At 41.2% G+C, this 16,739-nt stretch carries 18 protein-coding genes and 4 pseudogenes; 8 read left to right on the top strand and 14 right to left on the bottom strand.

The features are described 5' to 3' along the window. A pseudogene (locus HMPREF0666_RS18040) lies at positions 1 to 398 on the top strand (IS30 family transposase); the annotation flags it as partial. A 356-nt stretch (positions 399 to 754) separates the two neighbouring features. On the opposite strand, the gene HMPREF0666_RS06785 reads toward HMPREF0666_RS18040, so the two are convergent. From HMPREF0666_RS06785 to traM, 5 genes are read right to left on the bottom strand one after another with little or no spacing between them, the layout of a single operon-like run. Further along, positions 755 to 1,261 carry a glycoside hydrolase family protein gene (locus tag HMPREF0666_RS06785; protein WP_009011638.1) on the bottom strand — a complete coding sequence of 169 codons (507 nt, stop codon included), beginning with the start codon at positions 1,259 to 1,261 and terminating at the stop codon, positions 755 to 757. 11 nt (positions 1,262 to 1,272) lie between these two features. Beyond that, a complete protein-coding gene (locus HMPREF0666_RS06780) occupies positions 1,273 to 1,731 on the bottom strand; it encodes a DUF3872 domain-containing protein (protein WP_009011637.1) in 459 nt (152 codons plus the stop codon). Between the two features lie 12 nt (positions 1,732 to 1,743). Beyond that, positions 1,744 to 2,334, bottom strand: coding sequence for a conjugal transfer protein TraO (locus HMPREF0666_RS06775; RefSeq protein WP_009011636.1), 591 nt, complete (start codon positions 2,332 to 2,334; stop codon positions 1,744 to 1,746). Next, positions 2,328 to 3,278, bottom strand: a complete 951-nt coding sequence (gene traN / locus HMPREF0666_RS06770) for a conjugative transposon protein TraN (protein ID WP_009011635.1) — start codon at positions 3,276 to 3,278, stop codon at positions 2,328 to 2,330. The genes HMPREF0666_RS06775 and traN overlap by 7 nt, the downstream gene beginning before the upstream one ends. 48 nt (positions 3,279 to 3,326) lie before the next feature. After that, positions 3,327 to 4,316, bottom strand: a complete 990-nt coding sequence (traM, locus tag HMPREF0666_RS06765) for a conjugative transposon protein TraM (RefSeq protein ID WP_009011634.1) — start codon at positions 4,314 to 4,316, stop codon at positions 3,327 to 3,329. A 124-nt stretch (positions 4,317 to 4,440) separates the two neighbouring features. On the opposite strand from traM, the gene HMPREF0666_RS06760 reads away from it, so the two are divergent. The 4 genes from HMPREF0666_RS06760 to HMPREF0666_RS06745 all read left to right on the top strand — a co-directional run bounded on the left by HMPREF0666_RS06760 (position 4,441) and on the right by HMPREF0666_RS06745 (position 7,233). Further along, a complete protein-coding gene (locus HMPREF0666_RS06760) occupies positions 4,441 to 4,914 on the top strand; it encodes an HU family DNA-binding protein (RefSeq protein ID WP_009011633.1) in 474 nt (157 codons plus the stop codon). 395 nt (positions 4,915 to 5,309) lie between these two features. Further along, on the top strand, positions 5,310 to 6,320 hold the full coding sequence (locus HMPREF0666_RS06755; protein WP_042856129.1) for an STAS domain-containing protein: 1,011 nt from the start codon (positions 5,310 to 5,312) through the stop codon (positions 6,318 to 6,320). After that, entirely contained in the window at positions 6,299 to 6,742 is a 444-nt protein-coding gene (locus tag HMPREF0666_RS06750; protein WP_009011631.1) for an STAS-like domain-containing protein, read from the top strand. The genes HMPREF0666_RS06755 and HMPREF0666_RS06750 overlap by 22 nt, the downstream gene beginning before the upstream one ends. After that, on the top strand, positions 6,715 to 7,233 hold the full coding sequence (locus tag HMPREF0666_RS06745; protein ID WP_009011630.1) for a hypothetical protein: 519 nt from the start codon (positions 6,715 to 6,717) through the stop codon (positions 7,231 to 7,233). The genes HMPREF0666_RS06750 and HMPREF0666_RS06745 overlap by 28 nt, the downstream gene beginning before the upstream one ends. A 532-nt stretch (positions 7,234 to 7,765) precedes the next feature. Here the strand turns inward: HMPREF0666_RS06745 and HMPREF0666_RS06740 are convergent. The 5 genes and pseudogenes from HMPREF0666_RS06740 to HMPREF0666_RS06720 all read right to left on the bottom strand — a co-directional run bounded on the left by HMPREF0666_RS06740 (position 7,766) and on the right by HMPREF0666_RS06720 (position 10,620). After that, the gene (locus HMPREF0666_RS06740; RefSeq protein ID WP_009011628.1) at positions 7,766 to 8,101 is read right to left on the bottom strand and encodes a DUF4133 domain-containing protein; all 336 of its coding nucleotides are present in this window, start codon (positions 8,099 to 8,101) and stop codon (positions 7,766 to 7,768) included. Between the two features lie 4 nt (positions 8,102 to 8,105). After that, positions 8,106 to 8,408 carry a DUF4134 domain-containing protein gene (locus tag HMPREF0666_RS06735; protein WP_009011627.1) on the bottom strand — a complete coding sequence of 101 codons (303 nt, stop codon included), beginning with the start codon at positions 8,406 to 8,408 and terminating at the stop codon, positions 8,106 to 8,108. A 154-nt stretch (positions 8,409 to 8,562) separates the two neighbouring features. Continuing rightward, positions 8,563 to 9,330, bottom strand: coding sequence for a hypothetical protein (locus HMPREF0666_RS06730; protein WP_009011626.1), 768 nt, complete (start codon positions 9,328 to 9,330; stop codon positions 8,563 to 8,565). Then, a pseudogene (locus HMPREF0666_RS06725) lies at positions 9,327 to 9,856 on the bottom strand (DUF3408 domain-containing protein). The gene HMPREF0666_RS06730 and the pseudogene HMPREF0666_RS06725 overlap by 4 nt, the downstream one beginning before the upstream one ends. Then, complete coding sequence (locus HMPREF0666_RS06720) at positions 9,853 to 10,620, bottom strand: ParA family protein (RefSeq protein ID WP_042856128.1); 768 nt, start codon at positions 10,618 to 10,620, stop codon at positions 9,853 to 9,855. The pseudogene HMPREF0666_RS06725 and the gene HMPREF0666_RS06720 overlap by 4 nt, the downstream one beginning before the upstream one ends. A 587-nt stretch (positions 10,621 to 11,207) precedes the next feature. On the opposite strand from HMPREF0666_RS06720, the gene HMPREF0666_RS06715 reads away from it, so the two are divergent. The 3 genes from HMPREF0666_RS06715 (at position 11,208) to mobC (ending at position 14,960) form a co-directional block, all read left to right on the top strand. Continuing rightward, a complete protein-coding gene (locus tag HMPREF0666_RS06715; protein WP_009011623.1) occupies positions 11,208 to 11,594 on the top strand; it encodes a hypothetical protein in 387 nt (128 codons plus the stop codon). A 16-nt stretch (positions 11,595 to 11,610) separates the two neighbouring features. Next, positions 11,611 to 12,891 carry a conjugal transfer protein MobB gene (gene mobB, locus HMPREF0666_RS06710; protein WP_009011622.1) on the top strand — a complete coding sequence of 427 codons (1,281 nt, stop codon included), beginning with the start codon at positions 11,611 to 11,613 and terminating at the stop codon, positions 12,889 to 12,891. Between the two features lie 65 nt (positions 12,892 to 12,956). Continuing rightward, positions 12,957 to 14,960: a conjugal transfer protein MobC gene (mobC, locus tag HMPREF0666_RS06705; protein WP_009011621.1), complete on the top strand. Its 2,004-nt coding sequence runs from the start codon at positions 12,957 to 12,959 to the stop codon at positions 14,958 to 14,960. 106 nt (positions 14,961 to 15,066) lie between these two features. Here the strand turns inward: mobC and HMPREF0666_RS06700 are convergent, their stop codons facing one another. From HMPREF0666_RS06700 to HMPREF0666_RS17295, 4 genes and pseudogenes are all read right to left on the bottom strand, one after another. Further along, positions 15,067 to 15,606 (bottom strand): SPASM domain-containing protein, encoded by a 540-nt coding sequence (locus HMPREF0666_RS06700; protein WP_009011620.1) that lies wholly within the window; start codon positions 15,604 to 15,606, stop codon positions 15,067 to 15,069. 243 nt (positions 15,607 to 15,849) lie between these two features. Then, on the bottom strand, positions 15,850 to 16,014 hold the full coding sequence (locus tag HMPREF0666_RS18030) for a hypothetical protein (RefSeq protein ID WP_232214080.1): 165 nt from the start codon (positions 16,012 to 16,014) through the stop codon (positions 15,850 to 15,852). A gap of 364 nt (positions 16,015 to 16,378) precedes the next feature. Then, positions 16,379 to 16,564: pseudogene (locus HMPREF0666_RS18025) on the bottom strand (hypothetical protein). A 12-nt stretch (positions 16,565 to 16,576) separates the two neighbouring features. Continuing rightward, positions 16,577 to 16,739: pseudogene (locus tag HMPREF0666_RS17295) on the bottom strand (IS1380 family transposase); the annotation flags it as partial.

Genomic DNA, 16,739 nt, shown 5'->3' with positions numbered 1-16,739 from the left:
ACACTGATAGAGCGTAGTACAAACATGTTGTTATGAGAAAACTAAAGAAGGGGAAAAATGCCAAAGAACTGGCACGAACTGTAATACACTTACTATCTCCTTTCAAAGACCATATCAAGTCTATTACAACTGACAATGGTACAGAATTCGCTTGTCATGAAATGATAGCCAAAAGCCTTGGTGTTACCATATATTTTGCTGACCCATACGCTTCATGGCAGAAAGGCGCTATAGAAAATGCTAACGGACTAATTAGGCAATACGTGCCAAAAAAAGAAACCTTTGAGCATATCAGCCAGCAACAAATAACTAAGTATTCAAAGAAAATTAACATGAGGCCAAGAAAGAAATTAGATTTTAAAACACCACAGGACTGCTTTTACGAACTAATTAAGTAAATTTGCACTTGCTTGTTGAATTCACGTGAGGGCAAATTTCGTATTCTTCAAAATCAATAACATTAAGTCCTTTTCCTTGAGTAAACCAAACGATTGAATAAAAATTGTGTCTGTGCGGCCATTCAATATCTGGGTCTGGTGTCTCTTCAAAAATGCCGATATAATGCTGTACCGGTTCGATACTATCTAATATGTCACTAATTTTATAGATTTTCACTTGAGTTACTATTGCGATATATAATTCTATGTTGTTTTCATTTCCGCAAAGTTACTCATTCATAGTGAGAAAGTCGAATAAACCAGCAGGAAAACGCCTCTTGCGAAGCATAAAATGTCGCAAGAGGCGTCTTTGATAATCAAGGTAAATAAAACAGAGCATATTCCACCTGTCTGCGTTTAACTAATCCATTCAAAACTTTTCCCTTATATCGGCAGAACGAAACATACTCTCGATAAAAGTTTCTATCTCCTGCTTCTATTTTTCGTAGCAGCCTACTCTTGGGGTGCTTACCATATCCAAGCAATCGCCCTACACCCACATTATAGGCAAGGAGGCTGAGCAGCAGGGCATCCTTGCCATACCCCTTGAAGTGTTCAAAACATTTCCAAAGGTCGGCACGGAGCAGGGAGTCCGCCTGCCGTTCTGTCATATCCGCAGTGAAACGTTCTCCTTGTTGCAGCTGATGCCCATATCCAACATAGGGATAATTCTTCCAGCCGTGCATGCCCTCAAAGTATTTTACTACAACTACTGCACGCTCAAAAGGTGGCAAGTCTGCCAGCCGAATCCTGTGCTGAGCAAGGGTCGGCTGACAGAACAGGCAGAATACACAAAGTAAAATGAAAGAATTTATCGTTCGCATCAATTTTGTTCTTAGTGGCGAGAAGATGCAGGCTTATCCTTGCCCTCTTCCCGCTCGTTGTTAAAACTAAAGGTCAGCTGCTGAACCTTACCGAAACTATCCTCCACATATACATCAATCGTCTGGCGGTCGGCTGAGAGCGAGGTGTAGTATAAGCGGAACACATCCTTTGTGAGCGGATAGCGGTCGTTAGGCTTGAAAACCGTGCCGTTATCATTTCTTAGCAAGCCCTTGCCGTCAGACTGGAAATAACGTATCGTATAGCGAGTGTCAGCAAACTCACCGCCTCGCTTCAGTGTGCAGCGTATCTCTACTGTCTGTCCTCTTATGATGTCCTTCTGAACCGGCATTGTCTCCACCATAAACGGATAAGACTGCTGAACATCCAAATCCCTATCACAAGCAGATAGGCAAAACACGGCAAGGGTCAGCACACCCATTACCCAAATCGTATTCAATATCTTTTTCATCTTTTCTTCTACTTAAAAGTTAAACCTTAGTCCTGCAGAAACAGCCGGACGAAAACGATGCACGTCCGTTCCAAAGAGGAAACGTCCCTGCGCCTTTACAAGAAAGAGAACCCTGTCCGTCAGAAACACTTCCACCGAGCCATGCACGGCACCACCATAGACAAAGCGGGAGCGGTCGAGCAGCATCGCCCCGTCGGGCAGCAGCTTCTTGTCCTCGTTCAGTTGCTCATAGCCACCCAAGGCGGATATGCCACCATAAAGAAATACGTTCTTACCTCTGTCGGAGAGAATAGGGTGCATATAGCCCACCTGTAAGAGTGCATCCTTGAGTTTTACGTTATAGCTTCTGTATGGCATATTCTGCTGTTCATACTCTGCCATAACAAAGGTATAGTTCTCACGACCCAGATAGCGGGTGAGTGATGCTCCCATGCCGAAATTGTCAGCAGCAAGGAACTTTTCTCCTTTGATAAGCGGAACACTTCCTACGACCTCTACGCCCCTTTGCTTGGGTATCAGTCGCTGTGCCTGCGATGGCAGACTGAAAGTCATGGCCACCGCAACGCATACTGTCAGAATGATATTGCTCTTCTTCATTACCATTTCAGTTTGAGGTTATCAATCTTCTTTGCTATCTGCAGGTCTTCTGCCGTTACATAAAAGGTCAGTGTACGACCGCCATTTCTCTCATAGAGTGTCACTTCAAGCTGCTTATCTTCTGCAAGAGAAAACTGTTCGAGTGCAAACACAGTATGTTCACTACCCATGCCACGCACCTGCATCACCTGATGATAGGCACGAAGTGGCTGCAATACATGTTCTTGTATGGCGGTGCGCTTTGCCATCTTCTTATCTACAACCTTAAAGGTGATAAAATCCACAGAGTACGGCATGTTTGTACCGTTTTCCATACGAGTGTGGAAATACAGCAAGCCATTATGGGCATACAATCCACGAAGCAGGAACTTCATACCGAACTGCTGTGCACCGATATGTTTAATGCAGCGTCTGTCGTTCTGATAGATAGTCTGCATCATCAGTTTTACTAATACGGGCAACTCGTTGCCAAGTTCCTTAAAGTAAATGTCAGAGCGATTGCTCGGCAGTCTACCTTCCGTCGTGGAGAGAAAGTCTTTCATCTCGATACTTAACTTCTCTGGCTCATCGGCATACTTTACATTGAAAGCATAGAAAGAGCCGTCCTCACAGATGACACTCATATTGGTCTCCGTTTCAAAGTCCTTCACCGAAGCCTTTACACGTAGTACGTTCTCTGCATCCTCCGCCTTCCCTGCGATGATATTCTGTGAACCTAAGTCTACATAACGAATGGCAGAAGGGAAGATAAGATGCACGGTCTTGTCAAAGGTAACGTCAAGACCATACGGCAGTACGACACGCCCCGTTGGTATGGCACGGCTCATACCTTGAAAGAGTTCGCCCGAAGTAAGCGGACGGCTCGGTGTCAGACCATCATTGTTTTCCTGTGCTGTGGCAGTTGCTCCCACCATGGCAAGCATAGCCATTGATAAAATAATTTTCTTCATTGTTCCTTTTTTATTTGATGTTATTTTTACTTATCATTTTCGATTGTTTCATTTGGACTGAACCAAGAAAAGGCGGTAGCCACCCTTGAGCGTTACCTTGATGGTGCGAAGTTTCTTCTGAAGCAGCTGACTTGCACCCTGCATCACCCCACGGGCAGCCTCGGAGATAATCTGGTCTTTGGCAGAGGAAGCGAAGGTAAAGGATGTGCCCATTGAACCACCGATGTTCGCCCCGACTTCCTTAAGCGCATTGATATCCTCCGAACCAGGTATATACACACCCTCCTGTCCGTCTGTGTCGTATGCCGAGAGTTTGACGGCTATGATATGACTGTCCACCTCAATACTTTTGATAAGCAGGTGCATACGGTTGCCCTCAATCTTAGCGACGGCTATGAGTCGGCTCTGCCGTGGAATGTGCAGTCCCTGTACCTTAGCAGTTTCCAGCAAACGAAGGACCACATTGTCACCCTCTTTAAGAACAGTAGTCCTGTCCACTACTACTTTCAGCGTATTGCGCACTGTAGGTACAGCCGTACTTGTGGGCGAATGAAAGCCCATATTACGAGCCTTCTTGCTGTATTCCTCCATAAAGTACACATCGCTCATAGGCTGGTCAAGTGAAGAAACTATCTGCCTACGCTCCGGCAGAACTTCCATTGCAGGCTTTTCGTTCTGCATGGTCTTGCCCTTAGCGACTTCAGATCCACCTGCTGTCTCTTCCGTCTTCTCCTTTCCAGCCGTCAGACCATTATTGAAAGTAGGTGGAGTTGATGCTTTAGGGAGATACTTCGCTGCCATTTGATAGCTCTTTTCCATCAAGGCAAGCTGCCGTTTCTCTTCATTGTCCTCCCTGCTGTCTTTGGCAGAGAGTTCTTTTTTAAGGTTATCTATCTCCAAGCGCAAGGCTTCACGCTCCTGCTCGTGTGGATCGGAAGCGTAAAAGGAGTTCAAGAGGCGATTATTCTCCTCATAGCGATGCATGGAGTTTTCTATCTTTGCCGTAGAAGCAGCTGTTTCTGCACGCTCCGCCTCCATAAAAGCAATTCTTTCAGAAAATATTTTTCAAGAAATGTTAGAAAATATTATTTTGTCTTTTGCTGATTATAAAGAAAAATCATTACCTTTGCGCTCATTACTAACCTCCTTAAATTTATAGGATATGATAAAATATGTAATTCAAGCGAAGAAAAATCCGCTGAAGAAAAACGAGATTAAGTATTATCCGCAAATGGCACCAACCACACCGATGTCGCTTGCGCAGATAGTAAAGCGTGTGGAAAAACGTTCGACCGTTTCAAGTGCCGACGTTAAAGCCGTTTTAGATGCTTTGCAATACGAGGTTATGGAGGCATTAGAAAATGGTAATACAGTCCGCCTTGGTGATTTAGGTTCGTTCCGCCTCACAATGAAATCGCAAGGTGCTCCGACTGCAGCCGAAGCAAAGAAGAAAGGCGCACAACTTATCAAGCAGGTTAATGTGCAATTTACGAAGAGTACAACCATGCGCGATACCCTTGATGCTCGTCTTCTTGATTTTACGCCACAGGAGGACATCGTGAATGCTACAGATGGAAAGAAGCCTAAGCCAGAAGAACATTCTGGTCCAGATATAGATGAAAATTTTCATCCTTAAGTAGCTAAAATCGTTGGTTTAGTAACCCATTTAGATGTGCAGAATATTTTACTTCTGCACATCTTTTTATGGCTTTTCATAGTCAAAAAATCCACCTCTGTAACTACCTGATTATCAATAGTTATTAGATAACAAAAATTGTCCTATAAGAGAATTAAAATTGTCTTATAAGAGAATTTGAATTGTCCTATAAGACAATTTCAAGAATCTTAGTATGGAATTTTAAAATTAGTTAGTGCATATTTAAACTTTCTTTATAGCTCAATTTTAATAAAGTAAATCATTGATGCCTATTTTGTATTATGCATTATTTTTCTTAACTTTGCGCTTAGAATTCCTATCTGTATTTTCTAATGAATAATTTGCAATATATACGTACAAAGCAATCTTCCATAATGCGGAAGATACGGCGGTCGTGTGCTATTAAGAAGAAAATCAATATTAGAAGGAATAATTTAAAGAAAAGCAAACAGCCTAAGTACTATAAACATAAACCATCTTACCTACCAAACCCATATGAAAAATATAAAATGTCTTTGTCAGGCGATTTTCGACTATTAGATAATACTGATTATGTAATCCGTTCTATTAACGAAATTACAGATTTTTCTCAACGATATGGGAAGTACAGAATTATCTTAGATATGTCAGAGATTCGTTATTTAGATGTTGGTGCAATAGGATTGTTGTTATCTGCAATAAACACTCTTTCTAAAAGTAATTGTCTCGTTTATGGGAATGTCCCGAACAAAGATGAGTGTAAACAATTATTTTACGACTCAGGTTTTTTAGATCATGTTAGCATAATACAAGGGAAGAAGCCCAAAAGAGACACTCGAAATCTTATGATAGAAAAAGGATTTGATAAAACAAGTAACCTCCGTATTGGTAAAGAGGTACGAAATGCAGTTAATCATCTAACAGGCTCAGAGGAATCATATAGACCCGTGTATGGAATTATTCAAGAAATGTGTGCAAATTCTATAGAACATGCTAATCAAAAAAGACGTCATAAGAATTGGCTTATGTCTACATATTATTCGGAAGATAAGGTCATCTTTACGATGACTGATATTGGTTCGGGTATCTTAGGTACATTGAAAAAGAAGTTCTTACAGATTCCACGTGATATTTTTGCCGATAGTATGCAAGTATTGGAAGGTGTGTTTGACAAAAAATATCAATCATCTACATTTGATAAAAATAGGAATAAGGGTTTACCAAAAATAAAAGAAGCAAATACAAAGAAATATATAGAGAATCTCAAAGTAATAACAAATAATGTTTTCCTAAACTTTGATGAGCCATCTACTTCAAAAGTTTTGGCAACAAAACTTAGAGGAACTTTTTACTATTGGGAATTAACAAACAAAGCAATATTACAATGGAAACAAAGAATGAATTAATTTTCAAAATTATGTCTTATTCTCAGAGTCCAGGTCCACGCTATTGTGATCAGGGCGATGATTCAGGAGAAGACTTTTACCATAGCATTTTAAATTACAAATTCTATCAAGCATATAATGAGAAAAAAACTCTTATTATAGATTTAGATGGACCTGATGGTTATGCATCTTCTTTCTTAGATGAAGCTTTTGGGAACTTAGTATATGATTTTGGGAAAGAACTTGTAGAAAATATACTTAAAGTAAAGTCTGAGGAAGAACCTGAATGGATAGAAATGCTTAATGACACTTATGAAGAATGGGAAAAACGCCGTAAAGGAGGAAAAGCCCCAAAGATAACCATTGAGCACCCAGAATGGTATCGTTTTATGAATAACAAACTTACGCAAAAACAATGGATTCATTTATCTTCTGGAAAATAACTGTTTCAGATATCCTTCAGTTTGTAGGGTTAATAGTTACAGTGTGGATAGCTATTGTTGTTCAAAGGAATTTAACTAAGAATCGTTATTTAAAAGATTATTTTATCAACGAAATTAAAGATTTAAGGAATGAATATCGCATATTATTTGCAGATATACAAAGTTCTAAATTAAATTCTAAAACAATAAAAGATAGAGTAAAAATAATATCATTGAGGATAAAAACAATAGAGGATTATAGTACAAGGTACTTCTCTATCGAATCTTCTAACTTAAAGTTATTACATTCTGAATTTCAGCAATTTATAACAGGAACAGATGAATTCAATGATCAATACAAGAAACCTACAATAGATTTTTCTGATATGACAATAACAAAAATACTTGAATATCAAAAAGATATAGCTGATGAGTTAACATTATGTGTTATTAACATCAATAATGCATCGAAAAGGTTTAAATGGTGGTTAGTTAGGAATAAAACAATGTAATCAATATTTAATTACAAAGAATTATGAATTAAGTTTTACAAAATAATTATTTAAAATATGAGACGCAACCTAATTGATTTCGCAATGGAGGGATTTATTCTCTCACTCCTAAATCTGGCTTTTATTGCCATAACTAATCATTATTCTAATGATGGTTATTTTTTATAGATACAGAAGATTCTGTTATTTGGTATTTTGGCTTAGCACTCTTTTCTTTGGTCATTTCTTTCGTATGGATGAAACTTAAGAAGGTGAATAAAAAAAGAATTGGATACTTGCCGCACTCTATATAGTGCTTACTGCTCTTGTTGATTTGTCTTTTCGGTCAAGAGACGTGCACGGATGGGATTCGGAGGTTGTTAGTAGCTATGGCTTAATATGGATGTTTGTCATTGTTATGGCTGTATGGGTGGTATTTCGTTATGAAGTAGATGAATTAAAAAAATAATTCTCAAAAAAGAGTAGCGGGAACTTTGATTCAAGGGTCGTTATCTTGCTATTGTTTTTCGGTCAAAGACCTCAACAGTACGTCTCATTTCTTCGCTTTCATTGGTTGAAGGTTACAGATAAGGTGGCAGACCGTACGGCGGTTCACAAGGTAGCGTGGGTGCATACGCACTGCTCCTTTTTTCATCAGCCCATATTGCCCGTACTTTCTATTCATGGTGAACGTTTGCCATACCACAAGGCTGGCACCCACTACACCTATGACAAGACAGGTAATTTGGCTGACTCCACAGAGATAGAGAATGACCACAAGAATAAAGACAGCCAGCAGGCCTCCTGCAAAGAGGAAGAGGTACTGCGCCTTTAAGCCCTTGAACTCTACCGTCCGGCCTACACCCTTGTTAATTTCAAATGCTGCCATCGTCTTACAGGAAAAAACTTCTTAGGATTGTGGCAGCCACGATAAGGAAGATACACGCACCGAACCAAGAGGCTGCGGTCTTGCTCGTATCGGGGTCACCACTTGAGAACTTGTTATACACTTTAATGCCTCCAATCAACCCCACTACCGCCCCTACGGCATAAATGAGTTTCGTGCCGGGATCGAAGTAGGAGGTTACCATTTTTGTAGCTTCATTGATACCGGCAATACCATTGCCTTGTGCGTATGCTCCTATGGCAGTAGCCGTCAGCAGGAACAGCATTGTGATTTTCTTTTTGTTGTTCATTGTTCTTTTTATTTTATGTTGTTAAATGAATTATTTTCTTTTGGATAGAGGTGGTAAGGGGTGGCTCGGTTTTATTGTATGACTGATATTGGTTGATTGTTTTACTTTTGAGCCACCCCTCGAGCACCGTGCAATATGAACAAAAACAATAGTCTTACAGATAGTATGACAGTGGACGGTCGGCTTCTTCCGATGCATCGCTATTCTCTTGTGCAGAATCAGACTCGGGAGATATTGTTTCTTCGTTCGTCATTTCTGCTTCTTCTGCTTTACGGATGGCAGCAAGGAGTTTTTGATGGCCTTTCTCCTGCTTGAGCGTTGCCTCTTTGATATAGTCCATAAGCTGTGTGCCCTGTATGCTTTGTAGCGTATCCTGCACTTCCGCTTCGTTTTCCTCATCAAGCGTGTCGTCATTCCTGTGCCAGCTGGTAATACGGACTACTTCCCGTGCAAGAATAGCGGACGGCGAAACTTCGGGTATCACTGCATCGGCGATTTGCAGTTCCTCACGGATAATAGCGTCTTCGTCAGATTCGTCCATTGTGTAGTCAACTTGCATTTCATTGTCCTCTTCTGTACCTTCCGCTTCTTTTGTTTCTTCGGGTACAGGTGAGTTTTTCTCTGCAAAAGTATCAGGTTTTTCATCAGGATTTTCAGAGGAGGAAACAGCGGGAACTTTGGGGATAGATGGGGAAACGAAAGGTTTACTCCCGCCCACCAAAACGTGACGTGCATTGTCAATCTGCTCTTGGGAAACGGATGTATTGAGACTTGTGCCGTGCCCGTTTCCTTTCTGCTTTGGTGTATTCTTCCCTGATTGGGCTGCCAAATCTTGAAATAACCTCCAAAAGTATGCGATGCCGAGAGCTATCCACGCTATACCCAGCAAAAGCAATACGCCTAACAATAAATTGATTATCATAAGTCTATGGTTTTATCGCGCCTGCGTTGTGAGGCGGTATGGTTCAACAAATCCTGATACGTTTTCAAATGATCAAGAAGGATATTCTCAATATACCCCGTGATGGAAGCCTCCGATCTGATGTCGTTCAGCACATCACGCAGTATCTGGAGTATCTCAGTATGGATACTGAAGCCCGACTTATTGCGCCATTGCGGACACCCGTCAGAAATCGCTGTTCGTATTCAGGAAAGTCCATTGCTGGGGAAGAATCCTTCGCTCTGGCATTTCTCTTTCTTTTCGAGGGCTGCGCTGTTTTGGCATTGTTGCCATTAAACGAAGTTTCTTCCGGTATTTCCTCCTGTTCGTCAATCTTAGAAAGAGAGGCACTTGCATCTTCTTCCACAGAGTCTGAATCATCATCTAAATCAATGGGGTCGTCAAAGTCTGGTGTGTTCTCCTCTGTGCGCTTCTTGACACCAATATCTGCCATCTCCTCCAATTTCGCTTGAAGCAGCTTTTCACGTTGCTCTTTCAGTGATTTCATACGCCGTTCTCAGTTTTCAGGTTGAGTTTCTCCATGACTTCCATTACCCACTCATCCACTCCAGTCTGAGGACGGAGAGCAGGTGCAGGGGGCAGGTAGGAGCAGCGGAATACACCTTTGACACCCCCTTGTGCTAATTCCCTGCTGAATCGGACGGAGTTGTAGATACGGGTATCGAAAATCGGCAGTCCCTGTTCCTCAGCATTCTGACTAAACAGGTCGATGACCATGGTACTGGCACTGCGGTTGATTTTGTTCCAAAGCAGGAAGAAGTCCTGAATGCGTGAGCCTTCAAACCCGACACCCAAGTCCCTGATTGTCTTGGCGTATGCAAAACTCGAAGCCAGCGACTGTGGGTCAGCTTCTATAGGTGAGATGATGTAGTCCATCGTAATGGACAAATCCATCATGGCACTGGTAAGGGCATGACCAGGAAAGTCAAAGATAATCAGTTGCGGCGCCGTCTTCATTTTACGAAAGTATTTCATGACATCGGAAACGGCTCTTTCTGGTTTGCTTCTGATGATATGATACGATTTCTTGCCGTAGCGCGACAGGCGTTCATGAAGTTCCTTGCCCAGTTCGGGTGAGGACTCGATCAGGTCTCTGTCGCGTTCGCGGAGTTTGTAGAAAGATTCCTGCGTACCGTCACAGTCCACGACGGCAAGAGAGATGTTCTTTTCGTAATATAGTATGGAAGCCAGCACTTCGGCAAGGCTGCTTTTGCCAACTCCGCCTTTCTGTGAGGCGAAACCCAGATAGATGGGATTGTTTTTTTCTTTTCCATATTCATTGTCGGTTGTTACTTATGTTATAAGTTGATGTATGTCTTGACTGACAAGTCATGTCATATTTGTTGTTGAAACCATATTTTTGACTCGACCTAAAAGTCTGGTTTTGACCCAGCTTAATTTTGACTCAGCCCAAAGACATAAAATCATCCGTCGTTCAAACCATTATTGATTGAATCTTTTTGAGATTGAAACCATCTTTTTTGACTCTTCACCCATACGGATTTTAAGCTGTCTTTCAACTGAATTTGCTTGCAAAATAACAAGGTTTTATCCTAAGTTTCAACTACCTGTGAAGTACAGGGAAATGTAAGGAAAAAGAGTGAATATCTCTGATAATGAGATATTTAAAAATCTGCCGTAACTTTGCAGGCGAGAATAATACATGGAGGTAACGTCCCGAAACAGACACCCCACAAGGGTGGATACTTCAATCGTATCAACTCTTGATATTGGCAAGGTGTGTCTTTGTCCGACAAACTCCGTTTTTGCCGACAAAGATCCTTGCCCCGAAGGGGAGAGAATTACTCCAAAGTCGTAATTAGATAAGGATAAAAACAATGAACGAAAAGATAGAACGATGGGACAGATGGGACACTCGTCTTCCCAACCCGAAAGACCAGCAAAGGGCGATTGATTTGTTCCATAAATCGGGAGCGGAAACCAAGTCGGATTTCGTGCGTGGTCGTATTCTTGGGGAGAGTTTTAAGGTCATCACGGTGGATAAATCCGCCGTGCAATACTACAGAAAGCTCTCTGAACTGACGGTGCAAATCCATAAGATTGGTGTACTCTATAACCAGACCGTGCGTGCCATCAACAGCTATCACAGCGTGAAGACTGCACAGATCCTGCTTGAAAAGTTAGAGCATTTATCGGCTCAAATTATCACCCTGCAGGAGCAGGCTATCAATCTAACCATTGATTATAGAAAGAAGAAGTATTGAGAATTTAGTAAGAAAAATGATAGCAAAAATTTCAGCAACGGAGAACCTCGGAGGAGCACTCGGCTACAATTTCAAAAAGGTGGAAAAAGGAGAAGCGAATATTCTTCTTGCCGCTGAATTGTATCAGAGCAAGGAAGGACGTTATACGATGGAGGACGTGCTTGCTGATATGGAGGCATTGATACCGAAGAACTGCCGTACCAAGAAAACGGTGTTCCACTGTTCGCTCAATCCGCACCCGGACGAGAAACTATCCGATGAGCAACTCACACAGATAGCCAAGGAGTATATGGAGGTACTCGGCTATGGTAACCAACCCTATATCGTCTTCAAGCACAACGACATCGCCCGTGAGCATATACACATTGTGTCGCTTCGGATAGATGGTGAAGGAAAGAAAATCAACGACAAGTTTGAAAAGCGAAGGAGCAAGCAGATTACTGATACCTTGGAAAGGAAATACGATCTTATCCCAAGTTCAAAGATTGCTGACAAAGCGGTGGAAGAAACGCCCAAGATTGACATCACCAGAGGAAACATCAAGGAACAGGTGGCAAGTGTTGTCCGCACGGTTCTGAAGCATTATCGCTTCTGTTCCTTGGGTGAATTGAATGCCATTCTTTCCGCATACAATCTTGCAGTGGAAGAAGTGAAGACGGAGTTTCGGGGAAAGAAGTATGACGGACTGGTTTATGTTCCGACTGATGACAAGGGGGGCAAGGCAAGCACACCCATCCATGCCTCGGGCATTGGTCGTGGTATGGGCTATACTGCCGTACAGAATAGGATGCAGAAGTCCAAACAAGCTATCAAGCCATTGATATCAATCATAAGGTACAGGGTGTTACAAACAATGCGTACCTCTCCAAAGACAGAGGAAGAACTTCGGCAAAGACTGGAGGAACAAGGCTTGCGTGTGGTAATTCGAAAGAATTCCAATGGACGTATCTATGGCATCACATTCATTGATGACGAAGTGGGCATTGCGCTCAATGGTTCTCGATTAGGTAAGGGATATACCGCCAATGTATTCAATGGCTATTTCTCTAATCCTGCTAATAACCCATTCTTGGACGAAACGCTGTATGGCAATCCGTCTGTCTGTTTGGAACAATCAGCAACTGTCCAGCCTTTACAATCCAATGCAGAAGAAGGGGATAACCTTATCGATGAACTTATCGAGGATATGGCAGATGGTTCTTTCCTACCTACGGGCAACGATGATTGGAAGGAAGCGGTATGGCAACGCAAACTCCGCAGACAAAGTAAGATAAAACTTAAACGAAGAAAACATTAAATAAACGAGTATTTCTATCTCCCCTCCCTTCGGAGGAGTTGGGGAAGGCTACAAAAAATAGCATTATGGCACAGGAAGATGATTTAAGGGCATTAGGTAAAGTCATGGACTTTATGAGGGGCATATCAGTGATATTCCTCCTCGTTAACTGTTATTGGTTCTGTTACGAGGCATTTCATGTCTGGGGGTTTACGCTTGGAATCATTGATAAGATACTGATGAATTTCCAGCGTACCACAGGGTTATTTTCGTCTATCCTTTGGACAAAACTCTTTTGCGTGGTATTCCTTGCCTTGTCCTGTCTTGGGACGAAAGGCGTGAAGGAAGAGAAAATCACGTGGCCAAAGATTTGGACGGTGCTTTTCTCAGGCTTTGTCTTTTACTTTCTCAATTGGTGGCTGCTGGTATTACCCATCGGCAAAATCGGGGCGGCTTCCCTCTATATATTTATGCTATCCGTTGGCTATATCTGTCTGCTGATGGGTGGCGTATGGATGAGCCGACTGCTCAAAAACAACTTGATGGACGATGTGTTCAACACAGAGAATGAGAGTTTTATGCAGGAAACTCGGTTGATGGAGAACGAATACTCCGTCAATCTGCCTACACGCTTCTACTATAAAAAGAAGTGGAACAATGGCTGGATTAACGTAGTCAATCCCTTCCGTGCCTCAATGGTGCTCGGCACTCCCGGTTCGGGTAAGTCCTACGCCATTGTGAACAACTACATCAAGCAGCAGATAGAGAAAGGTTTTGCGATGTATATTTACGACTATAAGTTTCCCGACCTTTCGGAAATTGCCTACAACCATTTGCTCAACCACCTTGATGCCTACCAAGTAAAGCCGCAGTTCTTTGTGATTAACTTCGACGACCCACGAAGAAGCCATCGTTGCAACCCAATCAATCCTGCCTTTATGACAGACATCTCAGATGCCTACGAGAGTGCCTACACCATCATGCTCAACCTCAACCGCTCGTGGATACAGAAACAAGGAGACTTCTTTGTGGAGTCGCCTATTATCCTTTTGGCGGCCATCATTTGGTTCCTGAAGATATATGAGAGCGGGAAGTATTGTACTTTCCCTCATGCCATTGAGTTTCTTAACCGCCCCTATGCACAGATATTCCCGATACTCACTTCCTACGATGAGCTTGCCAACTACCTTTCTCCTTTCATGGACGCTTGGGAAGGTGGAGCACAGGACCAGCTGCAGGGACAGATAGCCAGTGCCAAGATACCGCTATCTCGTATGATAAGCCCTGCTCTTTATTGGGTGATGACGGGTGATGATTTCTCGCTTGATATCAATAACCCTAATGAGCCGAAAGTCCTTGTTGTGGGGAACAATCCCGACCGCCAGAATATCTATTCGGCTGCACTTGGTCTGTACAACAGCCGTATCGTAAAGCTCATCAACAAGAAAAAGCAACTCAAATCCTCAGTGATCATCGACGAGTTACCGACTATCTACTTTCGTGGGCTTGACAACCTCATAGCTACTGCACGAAGCAATAAGGTTGCCGTATGTTTGGGCTTTCAGGACTTCTCACAACTTACCCGTGATTATGGCGACAAAGAGAGTAAGGTGATACAGAACACTGTGGGCAACGTGTTCTCCGGGCAAGTGGTAGGAGAAACAGCTAAGACGCTTTCCGAGCGGTTTGGAAAGGTTCTGCAACAACGGCAGTCTATGACTATCAACCGCAATGATAAATCCACCTCTATCTCTACACAAATGGACAGCCTTATCCCTGCATCGAAAATCAGTAACCTTACACAAGGTATGTTTGTAGGAGCTGTGTCCGACAACTTTGATGAGCGAATTGAGCAGAAGATTTTCCATGCTGAGATTGTGGTGGATTCTGCACAAATTTCTGCGGAGATGAAGACCTACAAGTCCATCCCTGAAATCAATACGTTCCGAAACGCAGTTGGCTCCGACAATCTCAAAGAGATTATCGAAGGCAACTACCATAAGATTAAAAGAGAAATACTCTCGCTTGTAGATTCTGAAATCGAACGAATTAAAAGCGACCCTTTACTTTGTCATCTTATAAAACTGTAATATACCATAAGTAACATTAGATAACACATTGCCAATATTTACTGTATTACTATTTAGATGAATTTATTAATCGAATAAATGCTTATTAGTGATGGAAAATTGATATTTAGAGGTTATTCGAACGAATGCCCGATACTATGTTTTTCATCATTTCTATTTCAAAATTAATCTGTAAATACTCCTTTATATCCATGTCAGCAAATTGTAAAGAGCATATATTTCCAATCGGTTTATCCTCATTTTCAATAATTTTTTGACTACATGGGCCTATACATTGTGGTAGCATTTTACATTTTAAGCATGTGTCGTTTTCAAATGTGGTAATTTCTCTTTTCAAACGCTGTTCCTTATTCCATTTTATGGTACTATTTGGGAGAAGAATCCCCTCTTTTTCTTCTTTCTTTAATGTTCTTCCATTACATTTATATATATTGCCATCCCAATTTATAATAGCATAACTACTTATCTCTGCAGGGCATGCCACTCTTTTAAATCCAAAAAGTCCATGTCCTACATTATAACCTTTTGAAGCTATATATAAAAGGGCTTCTTTAAGTTTACGCTTTTGGTCTATATTTACCTTTCCTATAGTTTGCCAGACTCTTTCAAGTTGAAAAAAGACTTTGTTCTTATCTATTCCGTCCAAGTCTCTGATTATATCTTTTATGTCATCTAAAGTCTCGTCATTATAATTAATTCTTATCGTTATTATATTGCCCTTATTTCCTTCCCCTTTATTAATTTTTTCTGCTAATAATATTAATTTAAATTTTAAACTTTGTGAGCCGCTTTATTTTTTATCAATGAACATATTACTAATATTACCAAACAGATAATTAGGAAGTATTGCTACTGTAGGGGGACAAGCCCTAATGTTGGCTCTTTATTATCATTTCATTACTCCCGAATCCCTGTCCTCATTTTGTATTTTATGATGATACTCTTTGTTCTTACCTTTACTAAGGTAATAGCTAATTGTCAAGTTTACATAGTTATTATTGTATCTAACATATTCAGTTGTCATGGATTGCAATAGTTGGCTACCTAATTCCATTTTTTTAAGGTATGCGTGGGGCATAAATAGATTATTGACTGCCAAGCTGATTTGCAATCTATTTGTTTTATAGTATGTAGAAAGTTGGAAATTACTGTGCTGTGTTGTCTTTATCTGATTGAACAGAAAACGTACAGGTGAAATAAAACTTGCAGCTATTCCCCAATGCTTGATGTCGTAACTTGCAGTTGTTCCCCATATAAAGGCAGTGAAATGATTACTGTAATTGTCAGCGTGATTCACATAATGGTTCAATATGCCATAACTGGAGAGACTTAATTTGTCATTAAGTAATGATTAAAAAATAACTTGGTACATTTTCAGGCCAAAGACATCGGCATTGAACAATGTATTCAATTCGATATTAGCAGTTCTCATATATTTTATTTAACCTCAAATCCGCAACTAAGCCCTTGAAGGTTCTTATTGCGTTTACACGTCCTCTCATTACTGAATTTGCAGATAATTTGAACTTGAAGCACCCACTTCTGCCTACAATATCCCCTTACCCCACAATGTGACTTGAGGCAATACACAATATCATTCCCATAAGTTGTAGGCACTATCCAAAATCAGTCTGGAAAACATCTGCGTAAGCATAATTACAGGTATAGATATTCAGCACATACCGCCTTGATGTCTTGATCCACTTGGCTGGTACAGAGATAAACCTGAACGACAAAACGCTTTTATGCGAACTTGTTACATTGAGTCCGAACTTCTTT

Origin of the sequence: Prevotella sp. C561, from assembly GCF_000224595.1 — a bacterium.
GTDB lineage: Bacteria > Bacteroidota > Bacteroidia > Bacteroidales > Bacteroidaceae > Prevotella > Prevotella jejuni.
This window is presented reverse-complemented; position numbering and strand designations above follow the sequence as displayed.

What these genes read in the sequence shown, in the direction of transcription:
- HMPREF0666_RS06785 (WP_009011638.1), bottom strand. Translation starts at nt 1,261, where the DNA reads ATGCGAACGATAAATTCTTTCATTTTACTTTGTGTATTCTGCCTGTTC.
- HMPREF0666_RS06780 (WP_009011637.1), bottom strand. Translation starts at nt 1,731, where the DNA reads ATGAAAAAGATATTGAATACGATTTGGGTAATGGGTGTGCTGACCCTT.
- HMPREF0666_RS06775 (WP_009011636.1), bottom strand. Translation starts at nt 2,334, where the DNA reads ATGGTAATGAAGAAGAGCAATATCATTCTGACAGTATGCGTTGCGGTG.
- traN (WP_009011635.1), bottom strand. Translation starts at nt 3,278, where the DNA reads ATGAAGAAAATTATTTTATCAATGGCTATGCTTGCCATGGTGGGAGCA.
- traM (WP_009011634.1), bottom strand. Translation starts at nt 4,316, where the DNA reads ATGGAGGCGGAGCGTGCAGAAACAGCTGCTTCTACGGCAAAGATAGAA.
- HMPREF0666_RS06760 (WP_009011633.1), top strand. Translation starts at nt 4,441, where the DNA reads ATGATAAAATATGTAATTCAAGCGAAGAAAAATCCGCTGAAGAAAAAC.
- HMPREF0666_RS06755 (WP_042856129.1), top strand. Translation starts at nt 5,310, where the DNA reads ATGCGGAAGATACGGCGGTCGTGTGCTATTAAGAAGAAAATCAATATT.
- HMPREF0666_RS06750 (WP_009011631.1), top strand. Translation starts at nt 6,299, where the DNA reads ATGGAAACAAAGAATGAATTAATTTTCAAAATTATGTCTTATTCTCAG.
- HMPREF0666_RS06745 (WP_009011630.1), top strand. Translation starts at nt 6,715, where the DNA reads ATGGATTCATTTATCTTCTGGAAAATAACTGTTTCAGATATCCTTCAG.
- HMPREF0666_RS06740 (WP_009011628.1), bottom strand. Translation starts at nt 8,101, where the DNA reads ATGGCAGCATTTGAAATTAACAAGGGTGTAGGCCGGACGGTAGAGTTC.
- HMPREF0666_RS06735 (WP_009011627.1), bottom strand. Translation starts at nt 8,408, where the DNA reads ATGAACAACAAAAAGAAAATCACAATGCTGTTCCTGCTGACGGCTACT.
- HMPREF0666_RS06730 (WP_009011626.1), bottom strand. Translation starts at nt 9,330, where the DNA reads ATGATAATCAATTTATTGTTAGGCGTATTGCTTTTGCTGGGTATAGCG.
- HMPREF0666_RS06715 (WP_009011623.1), top strand. Translation starts at nt 11,208, where the DNA reads ATGAACGAAAAGATAGAACGATGGGACAGATGGGACACTCGTCTTCCC.
- mobB (WP_009011622.1), top strand. Translation starts at nt 11,611, where the DNA reads ATGATAGCAAAAATTTCAGCAACGGAGAACCTCGGAGGAGCACTCGGC.
- mobC (WP_009011621.1), top strand. Translation starts at nt 12,957, where the DNA reads ATGGCACAGGAAGATGATTTAAGGGCATTAGGTAAAGTCATGGACTTT.
- HMPREF0666_RS18030 (WP_232214080.1), bottom strand. Translation starts at nt 16,014, where the DNA reads ATGGAATTAGGTAGCCAACTATTGCAATCCATGACAACTGAATATGTT.